General features: G+C 42.2%; 20 protein-coding genes. 10 read left to right on the top strand and 10 right to left on the bottom strand.

Features of this window, described 5'->3' with window-relative positions; translation table 11 throughout:
- Nucleotides 1–7 precede the first annotated feature (7 nt).
- On the top strand, nt 8–1174 hold the full coding sequence (locus tag L2096_RS06690) for a ribosomal protein uL16 3-hydroxylase (RefSeq protein WP_250365102.1): 1167 nt from the start codon (nt 8–10) through the stop codon (nt 1172–1174).
- 114 nt (nt 1175–1288) lie between these two features.
- On the top strand, nt 1289–2959 hold the full coding sequence (locus L2096_RS06685; protein ID WP_004937334.1) for an FMN-binding glutamate synthase family protein: 1671 nt from the start codon (nt 1289–1291) through the stop codon (nt 2957–2959).
- A 465-nt stretch (nt 2960–3424) separates the two neighbouring features.
- Here L2096_RS06685 and L2096_RS06680 read toward each other — a convergent pair whose 3' ends face one another.
- Genes L2096_RS06680 through L2096_RS06665 form a run of 4 tightly spaced genes read right to left on the bottom strand, consistent with a single transcriptional unit; the run spans nt 3425 to nt 7204 of the window.
- Nucleotides 3425–4453 carry an alpha/beta hydrolase gene (locus L2096_RS06680; protein WP_250365101.1) on the bottom strand — a complete coding sequence of 343 codons (1029 nt, stop codon included), beginning with the start codon at nt 4451–4453 and terminating at the stop codon, nt 3425–3427.
- Nucleotides 4454–5629 (bottom strand): YdcF family protein, encoded by a 1176-nt coding sequence (locus L2096_RS06675; protein WP_250365100.1) that lies wholly within the window; start codon nt 5627–5629, stop codon nt 4454–4456. It abuts the gene before it with no gap.
- Nucleotides 5630–5641: 12 nt separating this feature from the next.
- The gene (gene murB / locus L2096_RS06670) at nt 5642–6670 is read right to left on the bottom strand and encodes a UDP-N-acetylmuramate dehydrogenase (protein WP_250365134.1); all 1029 of its coding nucleotides are present in this window, start codon (nt 6668–6670) and stop codon (nt 5642–5644) included.
- Nucleotides 6671–6694: 24 nt separating this feature from the next.
- Nucleotides 6695–7204, bottom strand: a complete 510-nt coding sequence (locus tag L2096_RS06665; RefSeq protein WP_250365099.1) for a low molecular weight protein-tyrosine-phosphatase — start codon at nt 7202–7204, stop codon at nt 6695–6697.
- A 207-nt stretch (nt 7205–7411) separates the two neighbouring features.
- Here L2096_RS06665 and L2096_RS06660 point away from each other — a divergent pair, with 207 nt between their 5' ends.
- Nucleotides 7412–8572: an iron-containing alcohol dehydrogenase gene (locus L2096_RS06660; RefSeq protein ID WP_250365098.1), complete on the top strand. Its 1161-nt coding sequence runs from the start codon at nt 7412–7414 to the stop codon at nt 8570–8572.
- On the top strand, nt 8569–9009 hold the full coding sequence (locus L2096_RS06655; protein ID WP_004937324.1) for an acyl-CoA thioesterase: 441 nt from the start codon (nt 8569–8571) through the stop codon (nt 9007–9009). Before L2096_RS06660 ends, L2096_RS06655 begins: the two co-directional genes overlap by 4 nt.
- A 37-nt stretch (nt 9010–9046) precedes the next feature.
- Here L2096_RS06655 and dnaX read toward each other — a convergent pair whose 3' ends face one another.
- Both dnaX and L2096_RS06645 read right to left on the bottom strand, forming a co-directional pair.
- Nucleotides 9047–11215 carry a DNA polymerase III subunit gamma/tau gene (dnaX, locus tag L2096_RS06650; RefSeq protein ID WP_250365097.1) on the bottom strand — a complete coding sequence of 723 codons (2169 nt, stop codon included), beginning with the start codon at nt 11213–11215 and terminating at the stop codon, nt 9047–9049.
- Between the two features lie 138 nt (nt 11216–11353).
- Nucleotides 11354–12856 (bottom strand): SmvA family efflux MFS transporter, encoded by a 1503-nt coding sequence (locus L2096_RS06645; RefSeq protein ID WP_250365096.1) that lies wholly within the window; start codon nt 12854–12856, stop codon nt 11354–11356.
- Nucleotides 12857–12972: 116 nt separating this feature from the next.
- On the opposite strand from L2096_RS06645, the gene L2096_RS06640 reads away from it, so the two are divergent.
- On the top strand, nt 12973–13569 hold the full coding sequence (locus tag L2096_RS06640) for a TetR family transcriptional regulator (RefSeq protein WP_250365095.1): 597 nt from the start codon (nt 12973–12975) through the stop codon (nt 13567–13569).
- Here L2096_RS06640 and L2096_RS06635 read toward each other — a convergent pair.
- The 3 genes from L2096_RS06635 to L2096_RS06625 form a co-directional block, all read right to left on the bottom strand.
- Entirely contained in the window at nt 13566–14828 is a 1263-nt protein-coding gene (locus L2096_RS06635) for a serine hydrolase domain-containing protein (RefSeq protein ID WP_104124303.1), read from the bottom strand. The two genes, L2096_RS06640 and L2096_RS06635, sit on opposite strands and share 4 nt — an antisense overlap.
- 66 nt (nt 14829–14894) lie before the next feature.
- Nucleotides 14895–15749, bottom strand: coding sequence for a MaoC family dehydratase (locus L2096_RS06630; RefSeq protein ID WP_048763094.1), 855 nt, complete (start codon nt 15747–15749; stop codon nt 14895–14897).
- An 84-nt stretch (nt 15750–15833) separates the two neighbouring features.
- On the bottom strand, nt 15834–17225 hold the full coding sequence (locus L2096_RS06625; protein WP_004947122.1) for a 3-oxoacyl-ACP reductase: 1392 nt from the start codon (nt 17223–17225) through the stop codon (nt 15834–15836).
- A gap of 240 nt (nt 17226–17465) precedes the next feature.
- On the opposite strand from L2096_RS06625, the gene L2096_RS06620 reads away from it, so the two are divergent.
- Nucleotides 17466–19025, top strand: a complete 1560-nt coding sequence (locus tag L2096_RS06620; RefSeq protein WP_004937311.1) for an acetyl-CoA C-acetyltransferase — start codon at nt 17466–17468, stop codon at nt 19023–19025.
- Nucleotides 19026–19059: 34 nt separating this feature from the next.
- On the opposite strand, the gene aceI is transcribed toward L2096_RS06620, so the two are convergent.
- On the bottom strand, nt 19060–19488 hold the full coding sequence (aceI, locus tag L2096_RS06615) for a chlorhexidine efflux PACE transporter AceI (RefSeq protein WP_004937309.1): 429 nt from the start codon (nt 19486–19488) through the stop codon (nt 19060–19062).
- A gap of 87 nt (nt 19489–19575) precedes the next feature.
- On the opposite strand from aceI, the gene aceR reads away from it, so the two are divergent.
- From aceR to L2096_RS06595, 4 genes are all read left to right on the top strand, one after another.
- Nucleotides 19576–20469, top strand: a complete 894-nt coding sequence (gene aceR, locus L2096_RS06610; RefSeq protein ID WP_250365094.1) for an HTH-type transcriptional regulator AceR — start codon at nt 19576–19578, stop codon at nt 20467–20469.
- A gap of 74 nt (nt 20470–20543) precedes the next feature.
- The gene (gene tal, locus L2096_RS06605) at nt 20544–21533 is read left to right on the top strand and encodes a transaldolase (protein WP_004937306.1); all 990 of its coding nucleotides are present in this window, start codon (nt 20544–20546) and stop codon (nt 21531–21533) included.
- Nucleotides 21534–21605: 72 nt separating this feature from the next.
- A complete protein-coding gene (gene leuE / locus L2096_RS06600; RefSeq protein WP_088458489.1) occupies nt 21606–22256 on the top strand; it encodes a leucine efflux protein LeuE in 651 nt (216 codons plus the stop codon).
- Between the two features lie 106 nt (nt 22257–22362).
- Nucleotides 22363–23544, top strand: coding sequence for a benzoate/H(+) symporter BenE family transporter (locus L2096_RS06595; RefSeq protein ID WP_212515561.1), 1182 nt, complete (start codon nt 22363–22365; stop codon nt 23542–23544).
- Nucleotides 23545–23548 lie beyond the last annotated feature (4 nt).

The following is a 23548-nucleotide window of genomic DNA, read 5'->3' as shown; positions in this document are numbered from 1 at the left end:
GCAATCTATGTCTCTTCCTCTTGATGTACTTGGCGGAATTACCGCAGAACAATTTTTAAATGAATATTGGCAAAAAAAACCATTGCTGGTTCGCAATGCCATGCCTGAAATTATCAATATTCTTGAACCTGATGATGTGAAAGAACTGGCCCTAGAGGAAACAGTCAGTGCTCGTCTCATTAAGCAAAAAGACAAAGATCCAAACCAATGGAGTGTCAAATCATCTCCACTGATTAAGGGTGATTTTCAGAAATTACCAAAGCTCTGGACACTGTTGGTTCAGGCTGTAGACCATTATTCTTTTGATCTGGCAGAACTTTGGAAAAAATTTCCATTCATTCCACAGTGGCGACGAGATGACATTATGGTGTCTTACGCACCTAAAGGTGGCTCAGTAGGCCAGCATTTCGACTTTTATGATGTTTTTCTGGTTCAGGGATACGGTCATCGCCGTTGGCAACTTGGGCAAATGTGTGATGAAAACACAGCGTTTGTCATAGGTCAGCCCCTCAAGTTATTACCAGAAATGGATGTACACTTTGATGAAGTTTTAGCGCCAGGCGATTTACTGTACGTACCACCTGGGCTGTCGCATTATGGCGTTGCAGAAGATGACTGCCTCACTTTTTCGTTTGGCTTTCGTATGCCAAACGTTGCGACCATGATGGATCGAGTAAGCGATCGATTTGCAGACAACGCCTTACTCAAAAATCCCGTGATTGATATTATGCGAGATCAGGTGGGCCAGATTGGAGAAATGACCAGCAACGAGCTGGCTTACTTAAAGGCTAAAGTACTCGATCAGCTTCAGCATTCAAGCGACTTTGAACACGCCTTAGTTGCGCTGATGTCTGAACCTAAGTATCCAGATAACATTCCAGAACCTGACGAAATTGAAGCCGATGACTTACGCGAAATTTTGTCAACGGGTTATGAGCTATGTCTGGAGCCTGCATCTCGATTGCTTTATACCCAACAGGATGATCAGTTACTGTTTTGGGCCAATGGTGAAGCGTGTTGTATCGATGATAGGTTTGCCCCACTGCTAAAAGCACTTGCAGATGGTCAGGTATTACCGTTTGATGCGCAATTTGATCATGATGAATTTCTTGAAGATCTAGCACAGTTGTTAAATGATTCGGTCTTAATGCTGCTACCACCTGAAGAAGAATAAAATTAAAAGTGCGAAGAATTGACATAATTCTTCGCACTAACAATTCGTTACTTGAGCTTCCTGATTGTTCTTGGCAAGTTAAACATAGAACAAAAATCAAGGAAATTGCTTGAAATGGCTAGCCCGGCGCAAATCATTCGTCATAAATTACTCAATACTTTCTTCTCGCGGCACTCTGTCTGGTTTCTATGTATGCTGGTTGCAATCAGTATTTCATGGTTCCATTTCACCCACACACCCCATTATCTGTATTATTTTATTTCCGATACTGTTTTAAATGTAATCTGGGTCATCACCAGCATTTTAAGTGTGGTTGGATTATACGATGTGCTTCAAAGCAAACACTCTATTTTAAGAAATTATCCCATCATGGGTCATTTTCGTTTTTTATTTGAAGATTTTCGCCCTGAAATTCGTCAGTATTTTATTGAATCAGATCAAGATGCCTTGCCTTTTTCACGCATGCAGCGCAGTTTAGTTTACCAGCGCGCCAAAAACCAAAATGCAGATAAACCGTTTGGATCGATTATCGATGTCTATCAAAAAGATTACCGCTTTATGGTGCATTCACTGGTTCCATGCCCACCTGCGGATATCAAAAGTTTTCGTATTAACATTGGTAATGCTCAATGCACCCAACCCTACAGCGCATCGATCATGAATATTTCTGCGATGAGCTTTGGCAGCTTGAGCGCCAATGCAATTCGTGCGCTCAATAAAGGCGCTCAAATGGGTCACTTTTATCATGACACCGGTGAAGGTAGTTTAAGCCCGTATCATCTTGAATATGGGGGTGACATTGTATGGGAAATTGCCAGCGGCTACTTTGGTTGCCGTACGCCTGATGGAAAGTTTGATCCTGAAAAATTCAAACAACAGGCCGAACTTCCACAAATTAAAATGATTGAAATCAAACTCTCTCAAGGTGCAAAGCCCGGGCATGGCGGCATTTTACCTAAGCATAAAATTACTGAAGAAATTGCACAAATTCGTGGTGTGTCTCGCGACCAAGATTGTATTTCGCCACCGAAACACTCTGCGTTTAATACACCTATTGAAATGATGCACTTTATACAGCAGTTACGTGAACTCTCTGGCGGCAAACCGGTCGGATTCAAACTATGTATTGGTCAGCCTTGGCAATTTATGGGCATCGTTAAAGCAATGCTGGAAACCAAAATTGTGCCAGACTTTATTGTGGTGGATGGCTCTGAAGGCGGTACAGGTGCGGCACCGATCGAATTTAGTGATTATATTGGTACACCGCTCAGAGAAGGCCTTTTATTTGTACACAATACCTTGGTCGGTGCAGGATTAAGAGATCAAATTAAAATTGGCGCCAGTGGAAAAATTATCAGTGGTTTCGATATTGCCAGTACGCTTGCATTAGGAGCAGACTGGGTCAACTCTGCGCGTGGCTTTATGTTTGCCGTTGGCTGCATTCAGGCTCAAAGTTGCCATACGAATCAATGCCCCGTAGGCGTCGCAACCCAAGACAAAGATCGTCAAAAAGCCATCCATGTACCGACTAAAGCTGAACGTGTATTTAACTTTCAAAAAAATACCTTGCATGCACTGGCCGAAATTATCGCAGCTTCAGGTTTACAACATCCGTCAGAAATTAAGGCACATCATTTAGCACAGCGAGTGAATGATCGCGAGATCAAAAACTATGCTCAGTTACACTTCTTTTTCAAAGGTGGAGAACTTCTCGACTGCCATGAAAAAGATGACGAAAACTTTTACTACAGAATGTGGAATATGGCGATGGCCGATCATTTTTAAAAAGCACACCATCCATCAGGTGCAATCTAATCACTTGATTAGATTGCGCCTTACTTTTTTAGAGGTACAGACATCAAGGTATGACGACTTAAATAACACAGTACGTCTTATCGCAATTGATCTGCTCGTTCAAAACAATAAAAAATACGCTGCAACATCTTATTTTACTTAAAATCTTTCGCTTTTGAATTAATCATTCTATTTAAAATGAAAGTTCATATCAGCGAGACTTAATATTTGATATCTCATGTAGCACCAATTTAAATGATATTGTACCTATCATTCAAACTATCAAAGCATCATAGATTGATGAAACAGATAAACTATTAAATTTAATCATTTTAAATAGCCATTATACCTACATTGAATATACATTGTAATTACAAAAGATATTCAAATTCCACTGCTTGCTATAGTAAAAAGCCAGCGTTTGAGGCTGGCTTTAATTAAAATAAATACTAAGACTTAGTAGTAATGATGTTTAGGACGCGCATGCAAAAATGCAGGAATTAACCCCGTGAGTGCAGCTCGAATATCTGCTCGCTCATTAATTAACTGATGCGAGCCTTCTTCAAGCATGAGTAAGGTTTGCAAACGAAACTTACGCCGAATGAACTCAATGTTATAGCGCCAATCGACAGTTTGATCGAGTGCGCCTTGTGCTAACCACACTGGGATCCTACAAGGTGGTCGCTCTTCCATTTCAAACATCCATTTAGACATTGCCAGAATCCAGTCCATCCCCATTATACGTGGTTGTAACGGATCTTTAAGACGCACAAAACGTAAAAATTCAGGATTATGATTGTTGCGTCTAAAGTGTCTTGGTACTTGACGGCGTATTCTGCGAATAATGCCAAGCCCGACCGGATTATGCCACCATGCCGTCTTGGCAGGTCGGATTAAAGGTGAAAGCAATAACACCCGATCTACAATAGGATCTTGGCGTTTCTGTGCATATTCGAGTAAATGATGCATCCAGATTGCACCACCCGTACTTTGTCCAATACCGACCCAAGGCTTTGGCAGCTGGTTTGCATGCTTCACGTACTGATAAACTGCTAGCAACACGTGTTGGTAATGATCAAAATTTTGAATACTCGCCGGCGAGCCATCACTCAAACCATGACCCGGTAAATCGTAAGTGAGTACACTAAAACCCTGATCCAGAATTTCTCGGATAATCGGCTGATAAATACCGCTATGCTCTAAATAACCATGCAGTAAAAAGACAGTACCCAATGGAACATCACGTTCAGGTTGAAACACCTGAACATGCAATTTAAACAGTGGCATTTGAATGTAGCCTTGCCAGTGCTTCGCAGACAATTGATCGAGTCCGTACAGTTTCTTATAGGCCAGTAAATCCCGAGATGGTTGCATTTCGTGATTCAGATTCAGTTGTGGCAAAATCTGTGGAGTCTGCTCACGATTCGGGACTGGCAGATCAAGTTGCTGTAATACTGTAGGATTTAGAAATGGAATATCTGACATTTAGGGCACCTCACGACAACCACTTGAGCCAAAAAGCATATCCCGTACTGTGGCCAAAAGTTCGTAATTGGCACGGCGACTATGATCATAATTTTGCTGGCTCGGCTGCCAAGCGCTTAATTGAGTAGGCATTGGAGCTTCAACTGGAATGGTTTCTATTCCATTCAATGCAAAAAGACGCCGTGTTCGCGGCATATGATATACATCTGTTACAAGCATCACAGTCGGCGCTCCACCTTTTTTCTGAAGCAATAAAGAGCTAAATCGCGAATTTTCACAGGTATTCATACTGCGGTTTTCAAGCAATTTTGCTTCTACGCCTCGTTCTTTTAACCATGCTTGCATATAAGGAGCCTCAACACCACTTAATACAATCGGTAATTTGTATTTTTTTTCAATTTCCAAAGTTTTTTCTAGGCGAAGTTTGGTGTAGGCATTCACTACAATATCTTTACGATTGTCTGCGAGTGTTAAGCCGCCACCTAAAACCACAATGGCATATGGTTTGGCATGATAAGACGAAGCTCTGAGATCACTTTGATTTTGTCTAATAAACTCGATATCCTCGGTAATTTCATTTTTACTGGCTTCGTCTTCTGGTGTTGCAACAGGATGTGTTTTTAAAAAAACAATATATTTGTCACGTAGTGCCTTATTTTCAGAGTGATTTAAATCAAACAACTGGCTCACAATTACACTTGAGGCTGATGCTGGATTCTCTGGATTCTCTTTTTCATGCTTGGCAGCATCTTTGACGTGAGTCGTCTCATCTTTCTTGGCCAGTAAAGGCACACTCGTTGCATTTTTTTCGTCTTCTTGCTGCTCTTTAAGTTGCTCATCTTCAATGCGGTGTTGTAGTACGCGATAACGCGCTTGTAACAGGCCAAGTTCTTCAAACTTCTGCTGACTCATGGCCTCTTCGACTAACCGCAAATAGGCTTGACGTGCAATCCAGAGATTTGAACCAGGCTCTAGATTTTCATGCTCGCTAAGCGATGCATTTTGCTGACTCTTTGCAGCCACTTGATTCACTTCGACAGGTACAAAGTAATTCAGTCCCTTTACGATCATTTTTGAATAAAACGGCGTGTAGATAAAAACCATTAGACATGCGGCAAGTACGAACAGTATAGCCACTGCTCGAACAAGTCGGATCATCCAATGTATTTGTGTCATACAGTTTTGTTCCTAATGTGAAGTAATCAAACCGTTTGAATTGAACAGCACGGGTTCAGGCTCAAGTCGAACATTAAATTTTTGTGCGACATCTGATTGTACTGCTCGGTAAGTGTGCTGCACATCGGTCAAGGTTGCATTGGCATAATTCACCAGAACAAGTGCTTGTTTTTCAAACATTCCTACACAGCCGAGCTTTTTACCTTTCCAGCCAGTCTGATCAATCAGCCATCCTGCTGCAATTTTGGTACGTCCGTCTGGCTGCGGGTAATGAGGAATCGTAGGAAATTTTGTGTGGATTTGCTCAAATTCCTGCGATGAAATCACCGGGTTTTTAAAGAAACTACCTACATTAGGATATTCTTTAGGATCTGGCAATTTGCTTTGACGAATCGCAATCACTTGTTTTTGTAAATTTTCGGGGGTTTTGTCATCACCAACCGCTTTGAGCAAATCACCGTAATTTAGCTTCAGTTTCGGCGTTTTGAGTAATTTAAAACTGACATGTGTAATGACATATCGCTCAGGATCATCTTTAAAAATACTGTGCCGATAAGCAAATTTACAGTCTTGAGCATCAATGGACTTTACAGCCTGAAGCTTACGATCATACACATGAACCTGTTCAATAAACTCACCAACCTCAACACCGTATGCTCCAATATTCTGAACCGGAGATGCACCCACGAACCCCGGGATTAACGCCAGATTTTGAAGTCCATACCATCCATTTTCGGTAGTTTTTAAAACAAATTCATGCCAGTTTTCGCCTGCACCCACATTTACCAGTACATGCTCGGCGCTTTCATTGATTATTTCATATCCTTGAATATCCATATGAATCATCAACGCATTCACATATTGTGGCAGCAACATATTGCTCCCGCCAGATAACACGAGTACATTGAGATCATGAGTATGGGCATATTCGAGTGCATCAATTAGTACGTGCAAAGAATTGATCTTGACATAGTGCGATGCAATCACATCAAGCTGTAACGTATTAAATGGTTTGAGTTGAATCTGTTGTTGAATGTGTATCACGTTAAATCCTGTTTTGATCCACTATCCGTGGTGTTCACGTTTAAACTCGGCTACCCATGCTGCAGCACTGGATTCGCATTGATCCAATACACGTTCGAATCCATCTGCATCGCCATAATAAGGGTCTGGGATGGCTTTGTGTTTGTATTTAGGATCATGTTCACTCATCAAAGCCACTTTAGAGCGTACACGTGATTTTCCAAAACGTTTAATCGCCTGACGCTCTAGGGTTTGAATGTCTTCAAGATTTTGATGATCCATCGCCAAAATCAGATCAAACTCAATGAAGTCTTCAAGCTGAATCTGGCGAGCACGCAGTGAAGATAGATCATAGCCACGCTTTAAAGCATGTGTTTGAGAACGCGCGTCTGGCGCTTTATTGGGATGATAATTGCTGGTGCCGGCCGAATCGACAGTTATATTGAGATTATTTGCATCGCACGCGTGTCTTAATACGATTTCAGCCGTTGGCGAGCGGCAAATATTACCTAAACAGACACATAACACCTTATAAGGCGTTTGAGATGACATATCAAACCTCAGCAACAGATCACGATGAATAACTGTTATGTTAAGTGATTTAATTCACGAATCCTATAGAATCTCTTAAGAGTTTCGTGATCAAATGATTTGTCGATCAAAAAGCATTCTTTTGATTCGGCTTCACAATAAAATGATGGATTAACTCAATAAAACAATGATTTGTAATTGACAAGCAAATTAAATAAGGACGGAACGATGGGATATTTTCAGTTTCAGAGCGCATCAAGCATCATTTCAGGATTAGGATCAATTGCTGAGCTTAAAACTATTTTGATTGATCGAAACCATCAAAAAGTTTTGCTGGTGACGGATCAAGGAATGATTGCCCATCAGTATCACTTACCTGTGATTGAGTGTTTAGACGCAGCTCAGATTGATTATGTTATTTATTCAGATATTCAAGCCGACCCACCAGAAGAGATTGTTTTAAATGCGGCTGCCTTTGCGAAACAAGAGAAAGTTGATGCTGTTTTAGGTTTTGGCGGTGGTAGCTCAATGGATGTCGCAAAAGTGATTGCGTTACTTGCCCATCCTGATCAAACACAACAGTTAAGCGACATGTATGGCGTAAATAATGCCAAAGGCCCCCGATTACCGCTGATCTTGATTCCGACTACGGCAGGAACCGGCTCCGAAGTCACACCGATTTCGATCATCACGACAGGTGAAACAACTAAAACCGGAATTGTATCACCAGTTTTGTATGCCGATGTTGCGATATTAGATGCGAACTTTACCCGTGATTTACCAGCACACATCACCGCGGCCACCGGAATTGATGCCATGGTGCATGCGATTGAAGCTTATAGCAGTAAACTGAAAAAAAATGTTTATGCCGATATGCTGGCAAAACATGCACTGCGTTTACTTAATGATAATCTGCCTAAAGTTCTGAGTAATGGACATGACATGGATGCACGTCAAAACATGTTGCTTGGCTCAATGCTTGCAGGTCAAGCATTTGCAAATGCACCTGTAGGGGCTGTACATGCGCTGGCTTATCCATTGGGTGGTCATTTTCATTTGTCTCACGGACATACCAATGCGTTGGTATTGGTCGAAGTTTTAAAATACAACGCGCCACATGCTAAACAGTTATATGCAGAATTAATGCAATGGCTCGACCCTAAAAGTAATGGCTGTGCAGACGGCTTGTGCGATTTGTTCATCGACCATATGCAAAATCATCTTGATCATAGTGGGCTGACTTTAAAACTGAGCCAACTCAATGTACCGCACTCTAGCCTTGAAACACTGGCGCAAGATGCATTATTGCAAACCCGTCTATTACAAAATAACCCACGCGAAATGACACATCAGGCTGCGTATCAGATTTATGAGGCAATTTACGCATGAAACCAATACCCAAACGCCGTGACCAGTTTCATTATTTTTTAAATATCCAGACACGCTGGGCAGATAACGATATTTATGGTCATGTAAACAACGTGACTTATTATAGTTATTTTGATACAGCCGCTAACTCACTTTTGATTCAACATGCAGGCTTTGATATTCGTCAGTCACCGATCATCGGACTAGTCGTCGACTCGGCATGCAGTTTTTTTAAGGAACTCACCTTTCCAGATACCATTGAAGTGGGTGTTGCAATTTCAAAAATTGGGCAAAGCTCCTTACGCTATGAACTCGCAATATTTAAGCAACACCAGCTTGAACCTTGTGCACAGGGACACTTTGTCCATGTTTTTGTTGATCGAGAAACACGAAAAAGTACCACAATTCCCGATGCGATGCGTGAGGCGCTTACAGCCTATCAGTTAAATCAAAGCTAAATGAAAAATGGGCACCAACATAAATGTTTACCCCTTTTTATAGCTTAAGATTAACGTTCTGCAATTCGGCATCGAAAGTATCTAGTAGTGATTTCACCACCTTGTTTTCACTCATCAAGGTTACCGCACGTTGGAAAGCTTTTTCTTTACGCTCTGACTGTTTAATAAACGGCGTAATTGAGGCCACTTCACCATATTGCACTTTAAACTGTGTGTTTGGCCAACGAGTGATCAACTCAGATTCAAGCGCATGTTGTAACTGAGACAACATCCCTTCATATTGCTGAGGAATAATAAAAATACTGGTGCCATCAATTTGCCCAGTCATTAATCCATATTGAGCGAGCTCTTGCACTGCAGGTGAAAGTTGACTGCCTCTAAACCAAAACTCCCATTTTTCAAGTGTCCACTCACCTTCAAGTACCTGTTCTTGAAGTTTCAAAATGTCTTGAGGCATTAGGTTATTAGGCTCAAGCGCTTCGCTACTCACATCCGCGTTAATTCCATGGGCTTGAAGAGGTTCATTTTCTAGCACTGGCTCAATGTTGCTTAGATTTGACTCTTCAACAGCAAGCGCAGAAGTGTCTTCAATAGGCTGACCAAATAAATCAGTAGGTACATCGGACGCTACATCAGTTAAGGTTTGTAATTTTGGTTGTTCGAGATTTTCCTCTGGCTGAAGCTCGGTTTCCACTGGAAAAAGCGACATATCTTGTACGCTCAGTGCGGGCTCAACTGTGCTAGGTTCTAGACCGATTAATCCATCTGTTTCAATATCAAAAACCAAAACATCTGAATTTTCAGGTTCAGTTATAAGAGCTTGCTCAGAAACTGTATGATTGAGCACCACGTCATCCGACTCAACGTCGAGCGCTGATTCTTCGAAATGCTCTGGTATTGGTGTTGGCTCTGCTTGAGCTGACGGCGCTTCAGTTAAGCGCTGTTCATGACTTTCATCAACTGCTTCTATTTCTTGTATAGATTGCTTAGATTCTAAGGGGGTATGTGTATGAACATTTGGTTCATCCGTTTCAGCTGATTCAACTGAAACAGTGGTCGTACTGTGTGTAGAATGCTCCAGAGTGGTAGGTGCAGATTCGTGCACCACAATTTCATCGAGGGCCAATGGGCGAAACGCCAACAGGCGTAGTACACACATCTCGAAACCCTGCTCCTGAGTCACCGCGAGCTGAAGTTCGGCACGTCCTTTACAGGCGATTTGGTAATACAGCTGCAAATCTTGTGCAGATACAGTTTTCGACAGTGCAAGTATTTTTTGATTAATTTCGTCGCTATATTTTAAGCTTAGCTCAGGCAAATACTGAAGCAATGCCAGCTCGTGTAATGTCGAAATCAATTGATCTAGCACCAGCGATACATCGAGCGCTTGTTGTCGAAATTGCATTAATAATTGACTGACGCGCTGCGGGGCATTTTGATGGATTGCCAGAATCAGATCATAAATAATAGTACGATCAATCAACCCTAGCATTTCTTTAACATCTCGTTGCTGAATTTCACCCTGACCGTAGGCAATCGCCTGATCGGTCAGTGACAAAGCATCACGTAAAGAACCTTGCGCCGATTCAGCGATTTGCCAAATAGCGTCTTTTTCGGCTGAAATATCTTCTTTGGTTAAAATTTCGGTCAAATGCGATGTAATCTCATCGACTGCCAGCGGGCGCAAAGTAAATTGTAAGCATCTTGAAATCACCGTGATCGGAAGCTTTTGCGGATCGGTGGTGGCAAATAAGAATTTGACGTGTTCAGGTGGCTCTTCAAGTGTTTTGAGCAGGGCATTAAATGAATGCGTCGATAACATATGCACTTCATCAATCAAGTACACCTTAAAGCGCCCTTGAGTCGGTGCGTACGGAACATTATCCAGCAGCTCTCGAGTGTCTTCTACTTTGGTTCGAGAAGCAGCATCAATCTCGATCAAATCAATAAACCGGCCTTCATTTACAGCCTTACAGGTCGTACAAACTTCACATGGTGTAGAGGTAATACCGGTTTCACAGTTTAAACACTTCGCCAGAATACGGGCAATTGTAGTTTTACCTACGCCACGTGTTCCGGTAAATAAGTAGGCATGATGCAAGCGGCCACGTTCAAGCGCACTCGTAAGCGCACGAGACACATGATTTTGACCCACGAGTTCGATAAAGTTTCGTGGACGATATTTTCTGGCCAGTACTTGATACATGGATGCTCCTTGGTTTGCCCATAAGCATACTGTTTTTTTGAACGTTAGTGAATGAATAAGCACAATATCCGTTCAGAGTTGCTTTAAAGTGCAGCAGTTGCTCGGCGTATTTAAAGACGCTTATGGGCAGCAGAGAATTTACTCTGATATTTTGTGTGGTACTACAGTTGCTGTTTTGGGCAAGGTTATCCATACAAAAACAGATAAAATCACGAACATCACTCCTGCAATACTCAGCACAATACTATGCGATGCAGTAAATGCATTTGCAGCCGCAGCCATTACATCATGTGCCAAAGTAGGTTCGAGCATCTTTACTGCTTGAACTGCCTCTCCAACCGAAGCTGACGCTGTTTCTACCCACTGTATAGGCAGATTTTCTGGTAAAACGATTGCACGCGTGTAGAAAAATGACAGCATAAGGCCAAAAATTGCAATGCCTAATCCGGCTCCTAACTCGTAGGCCATACCCTCAATTGCACCCGCCGCAGTGGCTTTATGAGGTGGGACAGAAGACATAATTGCTGCCGTAGAAGAAAGTAGTGCAATTTCAACGCTAATTCCCATTATCACCATCCAAGCCCAAGCTTGCATATGTTGTGTATCAAAGTTGATTGAAGCCAGACCAAAAAAACTAAACCCACATGACAGCATTCCGAGTGTTGCCACTGGCCTTAAACCATAACGGTTCATCAAAACACTGGCAAAAGGCCCACCCACACTAATTGCCACCATAAACGGTACAATAAACAAACCGGCCTCAAGGGGTGAATAGCCATACACAAATTGCAACTCTTGCGAAAGCAGTAGTTCAAATCCGACTAACGCAATCATGGCCACCATCGCCATAATAACACTGGTTGAAATCACCGGATGCTTAAATAAGTGTACATCAATCATCGGCGCTGGCGTTTTTAGTTGATGACGAATAAAGCCAGTAAGGAGTACAAAACCTGCAAGCATGACCATAAAAATTGTCATGCTTGGTGCATGCATCGCGGTTTTGGCGGCATAGATTAATGTCAAAATAGCCACCACCAAGATCAACGCCTGAAATAGATTCAGGGCTTGTTTGTGTTGTATGTGCTGTTTAGGCACCCAAAAAGCCGTGAGTAGAATCACTGTAATAATAATTGGAACGTTGATTAAAAATACTGCACCCCAAGAGAAATGCTCCAGTATAAAGCCGCCGAGCAATGGTCCAAATGCAGCACCTCCTCCTCCGACTGTTCCCCAGATACCTAGCGCATAATTACGCTGTTTTTCATCTAGAAATGTGGTTCTTAATCCTGAGAGCGTGGCAGGTAAAATCATAGCTGCACCTAAGCCCAAAAGCGCCCGTGCTACTATTAGCAATGCTGCAGAATTTGCAAAAGCAGCCAGTAAAGATGCAAGACCAAAAATGGAAGCCCCGACCAGCATGAGGCGCTTAAATCCAATTCGATCGCCTAACGCCCCCATTGGTAAAATTAAACCTGCCATAATGAGTGAATAAATATCAATCACCCACAGCATTTGCGTGCTCGTGAGCGCCAAATCTGCACTAAGCGTTGGAATAGCGACATGCAATACTGTTGCATCAATCGATACTGGTAAATAAATAAGGACGATGATCGCCAAGATCATCCATTTGCGGTACATAACACACCCAAATTAAAGTTGGACACTTGTTCAAGTTGATCTTATTATATTCAAACTTGAACATATGTCCAACTTTATTTATGATAAGACTTGTATGTTTCACCACTATGGATGACATGAATTATTTAAATCGAGAAGAAAGACGCGCCATGATTTTAAGTGCCGCCAAACAGGTTGCCCTTCAAGATGGACTAAGTGGATTAACGGTTCGACGCGTGGCTGCTGAGGCGCAGGTTTCTACAGGTCAAGTTCATCATCATTTTCAGTCTAGCTCTCACTTAAAAGCCGAGGTTTTTGTCGAACTGATGGATCAGCTCAATGAAATTGAAGATGGCATCGAAACAAGTAATCAAATGGTACGGATTCGCTTGATCTTAGGTTATGAAGATACTGAACAGACTCAGGCATATCTCAGATTGTGGAACGAAGCTGAAGTATTGATGCAACAAGATGAACAGATCCGCCTGGCCTATCAACTGACCATGCAGCACTGGCATGCAGCACTGATAAAAGAAATTCAAACAGGTGTTATGATTAAACAATTCAAAGATTTAACCATGCCTCAAATTCATGAAGTGGCATGGCGTCTGATTGCATTTGTTTGTGGGCTAGACGGTATATTTAAAATTGGCTTGCAAGGTTTTGAAGAAAGCTCCTTTAAACATCATGTACAGATTATGCTGGACTATGAGTTACTGGCTTCAAAACATTAAAACCAGCCTTTTTTACCCTTTAAAAATAAATCTGCACAGCGTAAGGTTTCTTGAGTCAAACTCCACAAGCGATAATCCCCTGTAATTGATCCGATTTTGAAATTATGAACATATGCGAAACTGAGATTGCGTTCTGGATCACACCATGCACCAGAACCGTTATAGCCAATGTGTCCAAATCCATGTTTGGCTCGCTTCCCCAGTGTAATTACGCGGTGGTAACCTAATCGCCAATGCATTGGTATTGGCATGACCTTGTCTCTAGAAAAACTTTGAATTGTGCTGAGCTGTTTAAAAACCGCAGGCTTGATCAGTGTTTTATCTTCAAAACAGCCTTGATTAGCCAGCATTGCATAAATCTTACTTAGGCTATTTGCAGTAAAAGCACCATTAGCAGCCGGAATAACGGCTTGTAAACCTTCATCACTAAAAAAACTGAAATGACGCATTCCTTTAGGCATCATGGCATCTTGAAAATCTTGCGGGTTTTGGCCTGTCCATGTCACCAATTTATCCATTACACTCGTTTTCTTTTGCTGGTGAGATGTTTTGTGTACTGGCGTTCCGACTTTTTCTACAGACTTTACTGGCGCAATGAGTCGTGCCACACGCGAAAGTTCAGAAACTGGTACGCCAAAATAAGCACCATCTAATTTCAACGGCTCGACTAGATATTTTTGCATCAAGTCTGGAAGTGTTGCCCCTGTTGCCTTTTCTAGCACCCCGCCTACCAGCCAACCAAATGTTAATGCCTGATAAGCTTGAGCATGGGTCGCTGTAAATCGAGGTGCTGTGCTTTCAAAGACTTCTAGCATATGCGGCCAGTCCAGCATTTCACTGGCATCTTGGATTATATTTCGAATATCGTATAAACCGCTTTGATGACTCAGAACATCCCTTAAGCTAATCTTTTGCTTGTTCTGCTGAGCAAATTCAGGCCAGTAATAGGCAATAGGTCGGTCATATTCCAAATAACCCTCACTCACGAGGATATGTGCCAATGTTGCAAGTACGCCTTTACCAGTTGAGTAACTGACAGAAAGCGTATTGGCATCCCACAACTCATCACGAGATTTTTTACCCGTTAAAATATCGACAACTTTTTGTGTTCCGAAATACACGGCGAGTGCCGCTCCCCCTTGATCAGTTCGGGCATCTTGTAACCGACTAAAATGCACTGCCAGATCATGGAATCGCTCATCTAAAATACCGTGATAATTTTGAGTATCGGCTGAGAAATATTGAGTTAGTGTATTCACTGTATGTCCCTATTTTTATTATTGTTACATTCCCGACACATCACGATATGTACCGGGAAGAATTGTTTAAAGGCTTTTCACTTGGCCTGAAACATGTGGCTTTTGAGAACGCTGATTTCGAATCAAGAAATCGGTTTCAGAAGGATTTGATGCCGTTAAAAACTCAACGGTCGATGGCAAAAATAGCGGCAACTTAAACCAAACATCTGCTTCATAGGCCGAAGGTAAATCAATACTGGCCAAAGCACGTGCTTTGCTCCACATGCCGTGAGCAATTGCTTGCTTAAAGCCAAATGCCTTTGCTGTCATCGCATGAATATGGATCAGATTATAATCACCCGAGATTTTGGCATAGCGGCGTCCTGTGTTTTCAGCAACCGTCCAGACATCTTGAACATGATAGTCAGGTACTTGAGCTTCTTTGGTTTTTTCGGCTGTACTACTTGATGTTTTTTGGCGAGAAAGATAAGTCGTGATTCCTTCCATCACCGTCTCTGCTCCCACCTTCACTGTGGTGATAAAATCAAATTGCAGGCCTTTATCATGTGGCTGAATATCGCCAAATCGACATGAAAGACTCAGTGCTTCATTAACGCCAATTGGACGAGTTTGCTTGATCTGATTACGAATATGCACCAAACCCAGAATCGCAAAAGGAAAGTTTTCTGTCGTCATCATGTGCATTTGCAAACTTTGTGACAACACAGCCAAATAGATTGCTGGAATTGTATCGTCGCTTTTAAATCCACAGACTTGATTGTAATCATTTAAATGATCTTGATCGATTCGAAAGGAGTCGACAACATATTCCACTTTAGGCAATACACGCTCGCCTTTGGGTTTTTTAAATACCAAACCTTGTATGACTTTCGGATAAGCCAAATAGGCTTTCGGCAGTTGACTAAAATGACGCGTATTCATAACGAACCTTTTCATTAAAATGTATTTGTTTTTAAGTCTGTGTTTATGAAAAAGGGATGTTCTTACATCCCTCTTTACCCCTCATTATGCACCGAGCAGACTCTGACCACAAACCCGAACTACATTTCCATTCAGACCAGTGGATGCACTTGATGCAAACCATGCGATTGTCTCGGCAACATCAACAGGTAAGCCCCCCTGATTCATCGAGTTCATACGGCGCCCAGCCTCACGGATAGCAAACGGAATGGCGGCTGTCATTTGTGTTTCGATAAATCCTGGCGCCACTGCATTGATGGTGATTCCATTTTTCAAAATTGGTGCAGTAAATTTAACCAAACCAATCACGCCAGCCTTAGACGCTGCGTAATTGGTCTGACCCAAGTTACCCGCTATCCCGCTGATTGAAGAAACACAGACAATTCGACCATTTGCATTCAAGCCATCATTTTCGAGTAAATAGTCGTTGATTCGCTCTGCTGCGCTCAGATTAATATTGATTACCAAGTCCCAAAGTTCTGGTTTCATGTTGGCCAGCGTTTTGTCGCGAGTAATACCTGCATTGTGCACAATAATATCAAGGCCGCCATTTTTTTGTGCAGCCGCTTTTATTTTTTCGCCTGCATCGGCTGCCGTAATATCAAGCCCGAGAGCAGAACCAGAGATATCGGCAGCAACTCGGTCTAAATCAGCTTGTTGCTGTGGCACATCAAGGCAAATGACATGCGCACCATCACGTGCCAAAATATGGGCAATCGCTTCACCAATCCCACGGCTTGCTCCCGTCACCAAAGCAGTTTTACCTGCAAGTGGCTTGTTCCAGTCAACTTTTACCACTTCTGCTTTAGAAATACGAATCACCTGACCAGATACATAAGCAGATCGCGGCGAAAGTAAGAAACGTAATGTAGACTCAAGATTGTTGGCTGCGCCTTCATCGACATAAACCAGTTGCGCAGTGATTCCTTTTTTAAACTCTTTTCCTACAGATTTTACAAAGCCTTCAAGAGCTCGCTGCGCAATCGCCTGTTTCACCGTTTTGGCAGACTCCGGTGTGGTAGCCACGACAATCACACGACCTGAACCTTCGATTTGACGAGCAATCGGATTAAAAAATTTATGTAACTCGTTTAATTGTTCTGAATTTTGAATTCCTGATGCATCAAAAATAACGGCTTTAAATCGAGATTCTTTATCTCCAGAATTAAAAGCACGTAAGTTTAAGCCCACTTGTGCAGCAGCCTGCTGAATATCGGTATTGTTGCCTGCATAACTGTCTGCATGAATGGTACTGAGCACATTGGCTATAGCAGAAGATAAAACACCTTCAGGTGCTGCACCAACCAATACAGCACCACGAATCACTGGCTGACCTTGCTCGAAACGATCCAATACCACGGGCGATGGCAAGCCGAGATTCTTCACAACGAATTTACCGATTGGCGATTGAGTAAATGCTTGGTATTGATCAATCATCTTAATAATCTCTCATGCAAATTAATTTTTAAACATGTTCACAAGCTACGCGTTCCACATCATTGTGTTGTAAAGGTGTTAGCTCGATCGCATTGTGGATTTGAATAAAATAATACTTGAGTTAATCTTGATATGTGTTGACCCGAATACAATCTACAATGTCATTCTAGTCAATACAGGTCTATTTTAATTATGTTAATGTACCGTCAATAACATCATAATCATGCTTGGAAAAGCCTTATGAGTAAAACAACTCCAGAAAAATCGGCAGTCGAAAACTCTACTCAGGATGATGTGTCAAATACATCAAAACCGAAAGCGCGAAGCACCTCGCAAACACGTCGTACCAGTCGAACCTCATCTGCGGCTGACTCGTCGACAGCTAAAAAAAGTACTGAAGCGACAGCAAAGCCAAAGCGTGCCAGTTCACGTGCTAAAACCGCTTCGGCAGGTACACAAGCCAAATCTTCTGCAAATACTTCAACATCTAAAAAAACGTCTGCTCAACAGGATCGCATCATGAGCCAAACTTCTATCCGTCGTGTCGCCATTATTGGTGGTAATCGTATTCCATTTGCACGTTCTAACGGTGCGTATTTTAAAGCGTCCAACATTGACATGCTGACTGCTGCACTCAATGGTTTAGTTGAACGCTATAAGCTTCAAGGCACACGTGTGGGCGAAGTGGTTGCAGGCGCTGTTTTAAAGCATAGCCGTGACTTTAATATGACCCGTGAATGCGTACTTAATACTCAATTGGCTCCTGAAACACCAGCTTACGATTTACAACAGGCTTGTGGCACTGGCTTGCAGGCAGCTTTTGCTGTGGCAAATAAAATCGCGTTAGGTCAGATTGAGGTCGGTATTGCGGGCGGTGTAGATACCACATCCGATGCACCGATTGCATTTGGTGATGGCTTACGTAAGGCTTTACTTGAGCTCAACATTGCCAAAACAGCGAAAGATCGTTTAAAGGCATTGGCTAAAATCAACATTAAAGACTTGATGGATGCTCCTAAAAACGGTGAGCCTCGCACTGGGCTATCCATGGGAGATCATGCGGCCATTACCGCACTTGAATGGGGCATCGAACGCCAGGCTCAAGATGAACTTGCCGCCTCTTCACATCATAAAATGGCCAAAGCCTACGATGCTGGTTTCTTTGACGATCTGATCACACCGTTTATGGGTTTAACGCGTGACAATAACTTACGCCCAGATTCATCAGTAGAAAAACTGGCCAAACTTAAACCTGTATTTGGCAAGGGCGAAACCGCCACCATGACTGCGGGTAACTCGACGCCACTCACAGACGGTGCATCTGTAGTTTTGCTGGCATCCGAAGAATGGGCAAAAGCCAACGGTCATGAAGTACTGGCTTATTTAAGCTTTTCAGAAACTGCGGCCGTTGATTTTGTGGGTAAAAAAGAAGGCTTACTCATGGCACCGGCTTATGCTGTTCCTCGTATGCTTGAACGCGCTGGTCTGAAATTACAAGATTTTGATTACTACGAGATTCATGAAGCCTTTGCATCTCAAGTGCTTTCGACCCTTAAAGCATGGGAAGATCCAAAATTCTGTAAAGAACGTTTAGGTCTTGATGCTCCTTTAGGCTCGATTGACCGTAGCAAACTGAACATTCATGGTTCTTCATTGGCTGCTGGACATCCATTTGCCGCAACGGGTGGACGCATCTTGGCGACTGCAGCGAAAATCTTGAATCAGAAAGGTTCTGGCAAAATTCTAGTGTCGATTTGTGCCGCAGGCGGTCAAGGCGTTGTCGCGATCGTAGAAAAATAAGCATAAAAAAAGCGCCTACAACAGGCGCTTTTTTTTACGATGAATGCTGCGGTGCATAACCTAAGCGTTTCTCAATCGCGTCATAGCACCACTGAAAAATAAAGGTATACACCAAAATACACAAGGTCAGACCTAAATCTAAAATAAATGCATCGAGCAGGCTTAACTGCATCATATAAGCAATCATTGGAATCGTAGCAATGAGAAGTCCACCCTCAAACCCGATCGCATGCAATATACGCACACCAACTGTCCGCTTCCATTGTAACCGATGTTCAACTTTCTCAAAATAATGGTTGAAAATCATATTCCAGATGACCGACGTCACCGCCATAAAAATACCGAGCATTCCGGTTACTTCCATCGGCATATCAAAAATAAAGCTTAATGCAATCGCAATGATGACCAACAAGATCCCTTCATAGCTAAATGCATGAACAAGTCTTCTTTTGGAAATCAACATTTCTAAACACTCTTTTATTTGGATAGATTGCATTTTATTTTTATAATTCTGATAAATCTAATTAGGTTCTTTCAACTTTTCTGACAGATGAATATTAATCAAGAACAACTCATCATTTTTCAAAGCGTTATGGAAACCGGTTCATTTTCAGCAGCAGCCAGAAAATTGGGCAAGGTTCCATCCGCGGTAAGTATGTCGATTGCTAATCTGGAAATTGACCTCAACTTAAATTTGTTTGAACGCAAAGGACGCGAACCAGTTCCTACACCTCAGGCACATGTTTTATATGAAAAATCAGCACAGCTCTTAATTGAGATGAATCAATGGAAGCAACATGCGTTTGCCTTAAGTACCGGTTTGGAATCGGCACTGAATATTGTGATTGTGTCTGAACTATTACACACGCATTGGGTCGACTATATACGGCTGATTGAACAAAAATTTCCGACTTTACAAATTAATATTATCTCAGCGCCTCAAGAAGATGCTCTGGCCATGCTACTCGATCAAAGCGCGCAACTGGCTTTTATGTTTGAACGTGAACACTTAGACCATCGTGAACAATTTGTAGAAATTAAAAAAGAAGCACTGGTTACTGTCGCTGCAAATGAACACTGTTTGGCGCAACTTGATCAGGTCAGTTTCAAAGATCTGGTGCAGCAGCGGCAAATTGTGGTGGCAAGTCGTGATAGTAAAATCAAACCCGAACTGTTATTTTCCAAGCAGTATTGGCGTACAGATAATCATCACTCGGCCTGTATGATGATTTTAGGTGAACTGGGCTGGGGTGTATTACCTAGTGAAATGTTTATTGAAAATCCAAAGTTATCTAATCAATTAAAAATATTAAATATTTTAGATTTCACGCCTAAATTTGAATATTATATCGATTTGGTTTGGAGCCGCGAAAGTAGTCTTGGCGTGGCTGCACATTATCTGATTGATCACTTGCAATTGCAGAGAAAACGAGCAAAAAATTAAATAGTCATTGGGTTCACGCAAGATTATGCTATAACTAAATGCATCCGAATTCTTATATAAAGACGCTTGAAACAATGACACAATCTGCCCTCGATCAATTAAAAAAATGGACTACAGTGGTTGCTGATAGTAGTGATCTTGATGCAATTCAAAAATTTCGTCCTTTGGATGCAACCACAAATCCCTCCCTGATTACGGCTGCCGCCAGCATTCCTGACAATAAAGCGTTGATTGAAGCCGCGTTTGATCAAGCCAAGCAAGAAGGCTATCAAAATGATGAACTTATTGAACGTACCATTGATATTTTGACTGTTAAGTTTGGTGTTGAAATTTTAAAACTTATCGAAGGTCGTGTCTCTACCGAGGTCGATGCTTCGTTGTCTTACGATACCGAAGCAACAATTGCAAAAGCGCGTGAACTTTCTGCCTTGTACCATCAGTATGGTATCGATCAGTCTCGCGTACTGATCAAGATTGCATCTACTTGGCAAGGCATTCAGGCAGCCAAAGTTTTAGAAGCTGAAGGCATTGCGTGTAATCTTACCTTACTGTTTGGTTTACATCAGGCACAAGCCTGTGCAGATGCCAATGTAACGCTCATTTCGCCTTTTGTTGGACGCATTTTAGACTGGTACAAAAAAGCTGAAAATGTCGATCACTACCCAATCGAACAAGATCCGGGTGTGCTTTCAGTTAAGAAAATTTATAACTACTACAAGCAACAAGGTATCAAAACTCAAGTCATGGGCGCGAGCTTCCGTAGTACTGATCAGGTACTTGGCCTTGCTGGTAGTGATTTACTGACCATTGCCCCTGCACTTTTGGCTCAGCTTGAATCGGATACCCGTGAAATTAAGCCAGCACTCACAATTGAAGCCGCGCAGGCAGCAGATCCAGTCGAACGCTCTGCACAAACCGAACAAAGCTTTAGAGAAGAACTTGAACATGACTTAATGGCATTTCAGTTACTTCAAGGCGGTATCGATGGCTTTATTAAAGCACGTGAACAGTTGACTCACCTATTGCGTCAATCATTTGGAATCGATGCTGAAATTCAAGCCTAATAGGTGAATATTCACATAATTTGACCAGTTTTTGTTATAGTACAAAAACTGGTTTTTTATGGACTTCGTGTTGTGTTGGGGATCACGGATTTAACAACCTATATCATAGGGACGCTTTTTATTGTTCTTTTGCCGGGGCCAAACTCCTTATATGTGATGTCCATTGCATCACGTTACGGTATTCAAACTGGATATCGAGGCGCAATGGGTATTGTCACAGGCGATGCAATTTTAATTTTGTGTACAGTTCTGGGCGCAGCGTCGTTGATGCATGCTTTTCCCTGGATTTTTACAACGCTTAAAGTGATAGGCGCAGCATATCTGTCCTACTTAGGCTTTAAGCTGCTTCAAGCCAGCTATCTACGTTATAAAAATCGTCATATTTCAGTGCCTGAAATGACTGACCTACCAAAACTCGATCAGATTCACCCTTATCGAACTGCGCTGAGTATCAGTCTGCTCAATCCCAAAGCGATCTTGTTCTTTTTGTCTTTTTTTATCCAGTTTGTAGATCCGGATTATCCCTACCCGGCGATTAGCTTTATTGCTCTTGCAATTATTTTACAATGCATTAGCTTAGGCTATTTAACGGCGCTAATTTTTTCAGGTGTTCGACTTTCTGATTTTTTTAAATCAAAACATAAAACATCCGCTATCTGCATTGCTCTGGTAGGTGTGCTGTTTTTTGGTTTTGGACTGAGGCTTGCCACATCAACATTGTAATCTTTGAACCTGTTTTCTGTTCAATGAGATAGTTACACTGAGTTTTAAACTTAATGTGTCTCTATGAAAGACACTTCACTCACAAACAGATGATAAATATTGAATCATGCGTACATTTCTTCGTGATTTTACTCTTCCGGCTGCTTTTGCAGGATTTGTCACTTTTCTCATCGGGATTAGCGTATCCTCGGTATTAGTGATACAGGCCGCACAGATTTTAGGGGCCACCACGAGCCAGATTACCTCCTGGTTTTGGGCATTGGGCATTGGAATCGGCGCTTCTGGTCTGTTTTTATCTTGGAAGTTTAAATATCCGGTCGCGACATCATGGTCGACCGCAGGCTTGGCACTGATCATTGCGACTGGCAGCGGTTACTCCTTACATGAAGCGATTGGCGCATTTTTGCTATGCGGTGTGTTAACTGCACTATTAGGCTTTTTAGGTATCTTTGAGAAAGTACTGGCGCATATTCCACAAAGCCTCACCAGCGCCATGCTGGCCGGTGTGTTGCTTAAATTTGGGATTGCACTCTTTGCCAATATGCAAAACGACTGGCAGTTTATTATCAGTCTGCTCGCAATCTATGTTATGAGTAAACGTATCTGGCCACGCTACTGTATCGTCATAACCGTGGTCGTTGGTGTATTCCTGTGTCCTTTGTTTATGACTTTCCATCCACCTGTTTTGCATTGGGATTTGGCAAAACCTGAATGGATCACACCACATTTTACAGGTTCTGCCATTTTGGGTTTGGCCTTACCACTTTTTGTGATTAATGTGGCATCGCAATATTTGCCGGGTATCGCCATGATCAAAAGCTATGGCTATACACCTCACGTTAATCAACTGATTGGATGGACCGGTGCCACCCAAGCCATTCTTGCACCTTTTGGTTGCTACACTGTAAATATTGCCGCCATCAGTGCGGCGGTAAGTCTAGATGATCAAGTTCATCCAGATCCAAGCAAGCGCTATATTGCAGGCATTAGCTGTGGATTTTTCTATATATTGATGGGCGTGTTCGCCGCAACCTTAACCAGCTTACTGATGTCATTCCCTTCGTTATTCATTATTGCATTGGCGGGTATTGCACTGTTTGGGACGATCAGTCACAACATTGCCCTGGCATTTCACGATGTGAATGACCGCGAGGCGGCACTGCTCACTTTTTTATGCAGCGCCTCGGGAATTCAGTTTTTTGGTATCGGCTCTGCCTTTTGGGGTTTGATTGTAGGCATCATCGTGATGATCGTCTTTAAGTTAAAACTTAAGAAAAGTCCATCTTAAACCT

Origin of the sequence: Acinetobacter sp. ACZLY 512, assembly GCF_023614015.1 — a bacterium.
In the GTDB taxonomy this organism is placed as follows: Bacteria; Pseudomonadota; Gammaproteobacteria; order Pseudomonadales; family Moraxellaceae; genus Acinetobacter; species Acinetobacter soli.
Note: the sequence above shows the minus strand (reverse complement) of the source record. Positions and strands in the feature narration are given on the sequence as shown.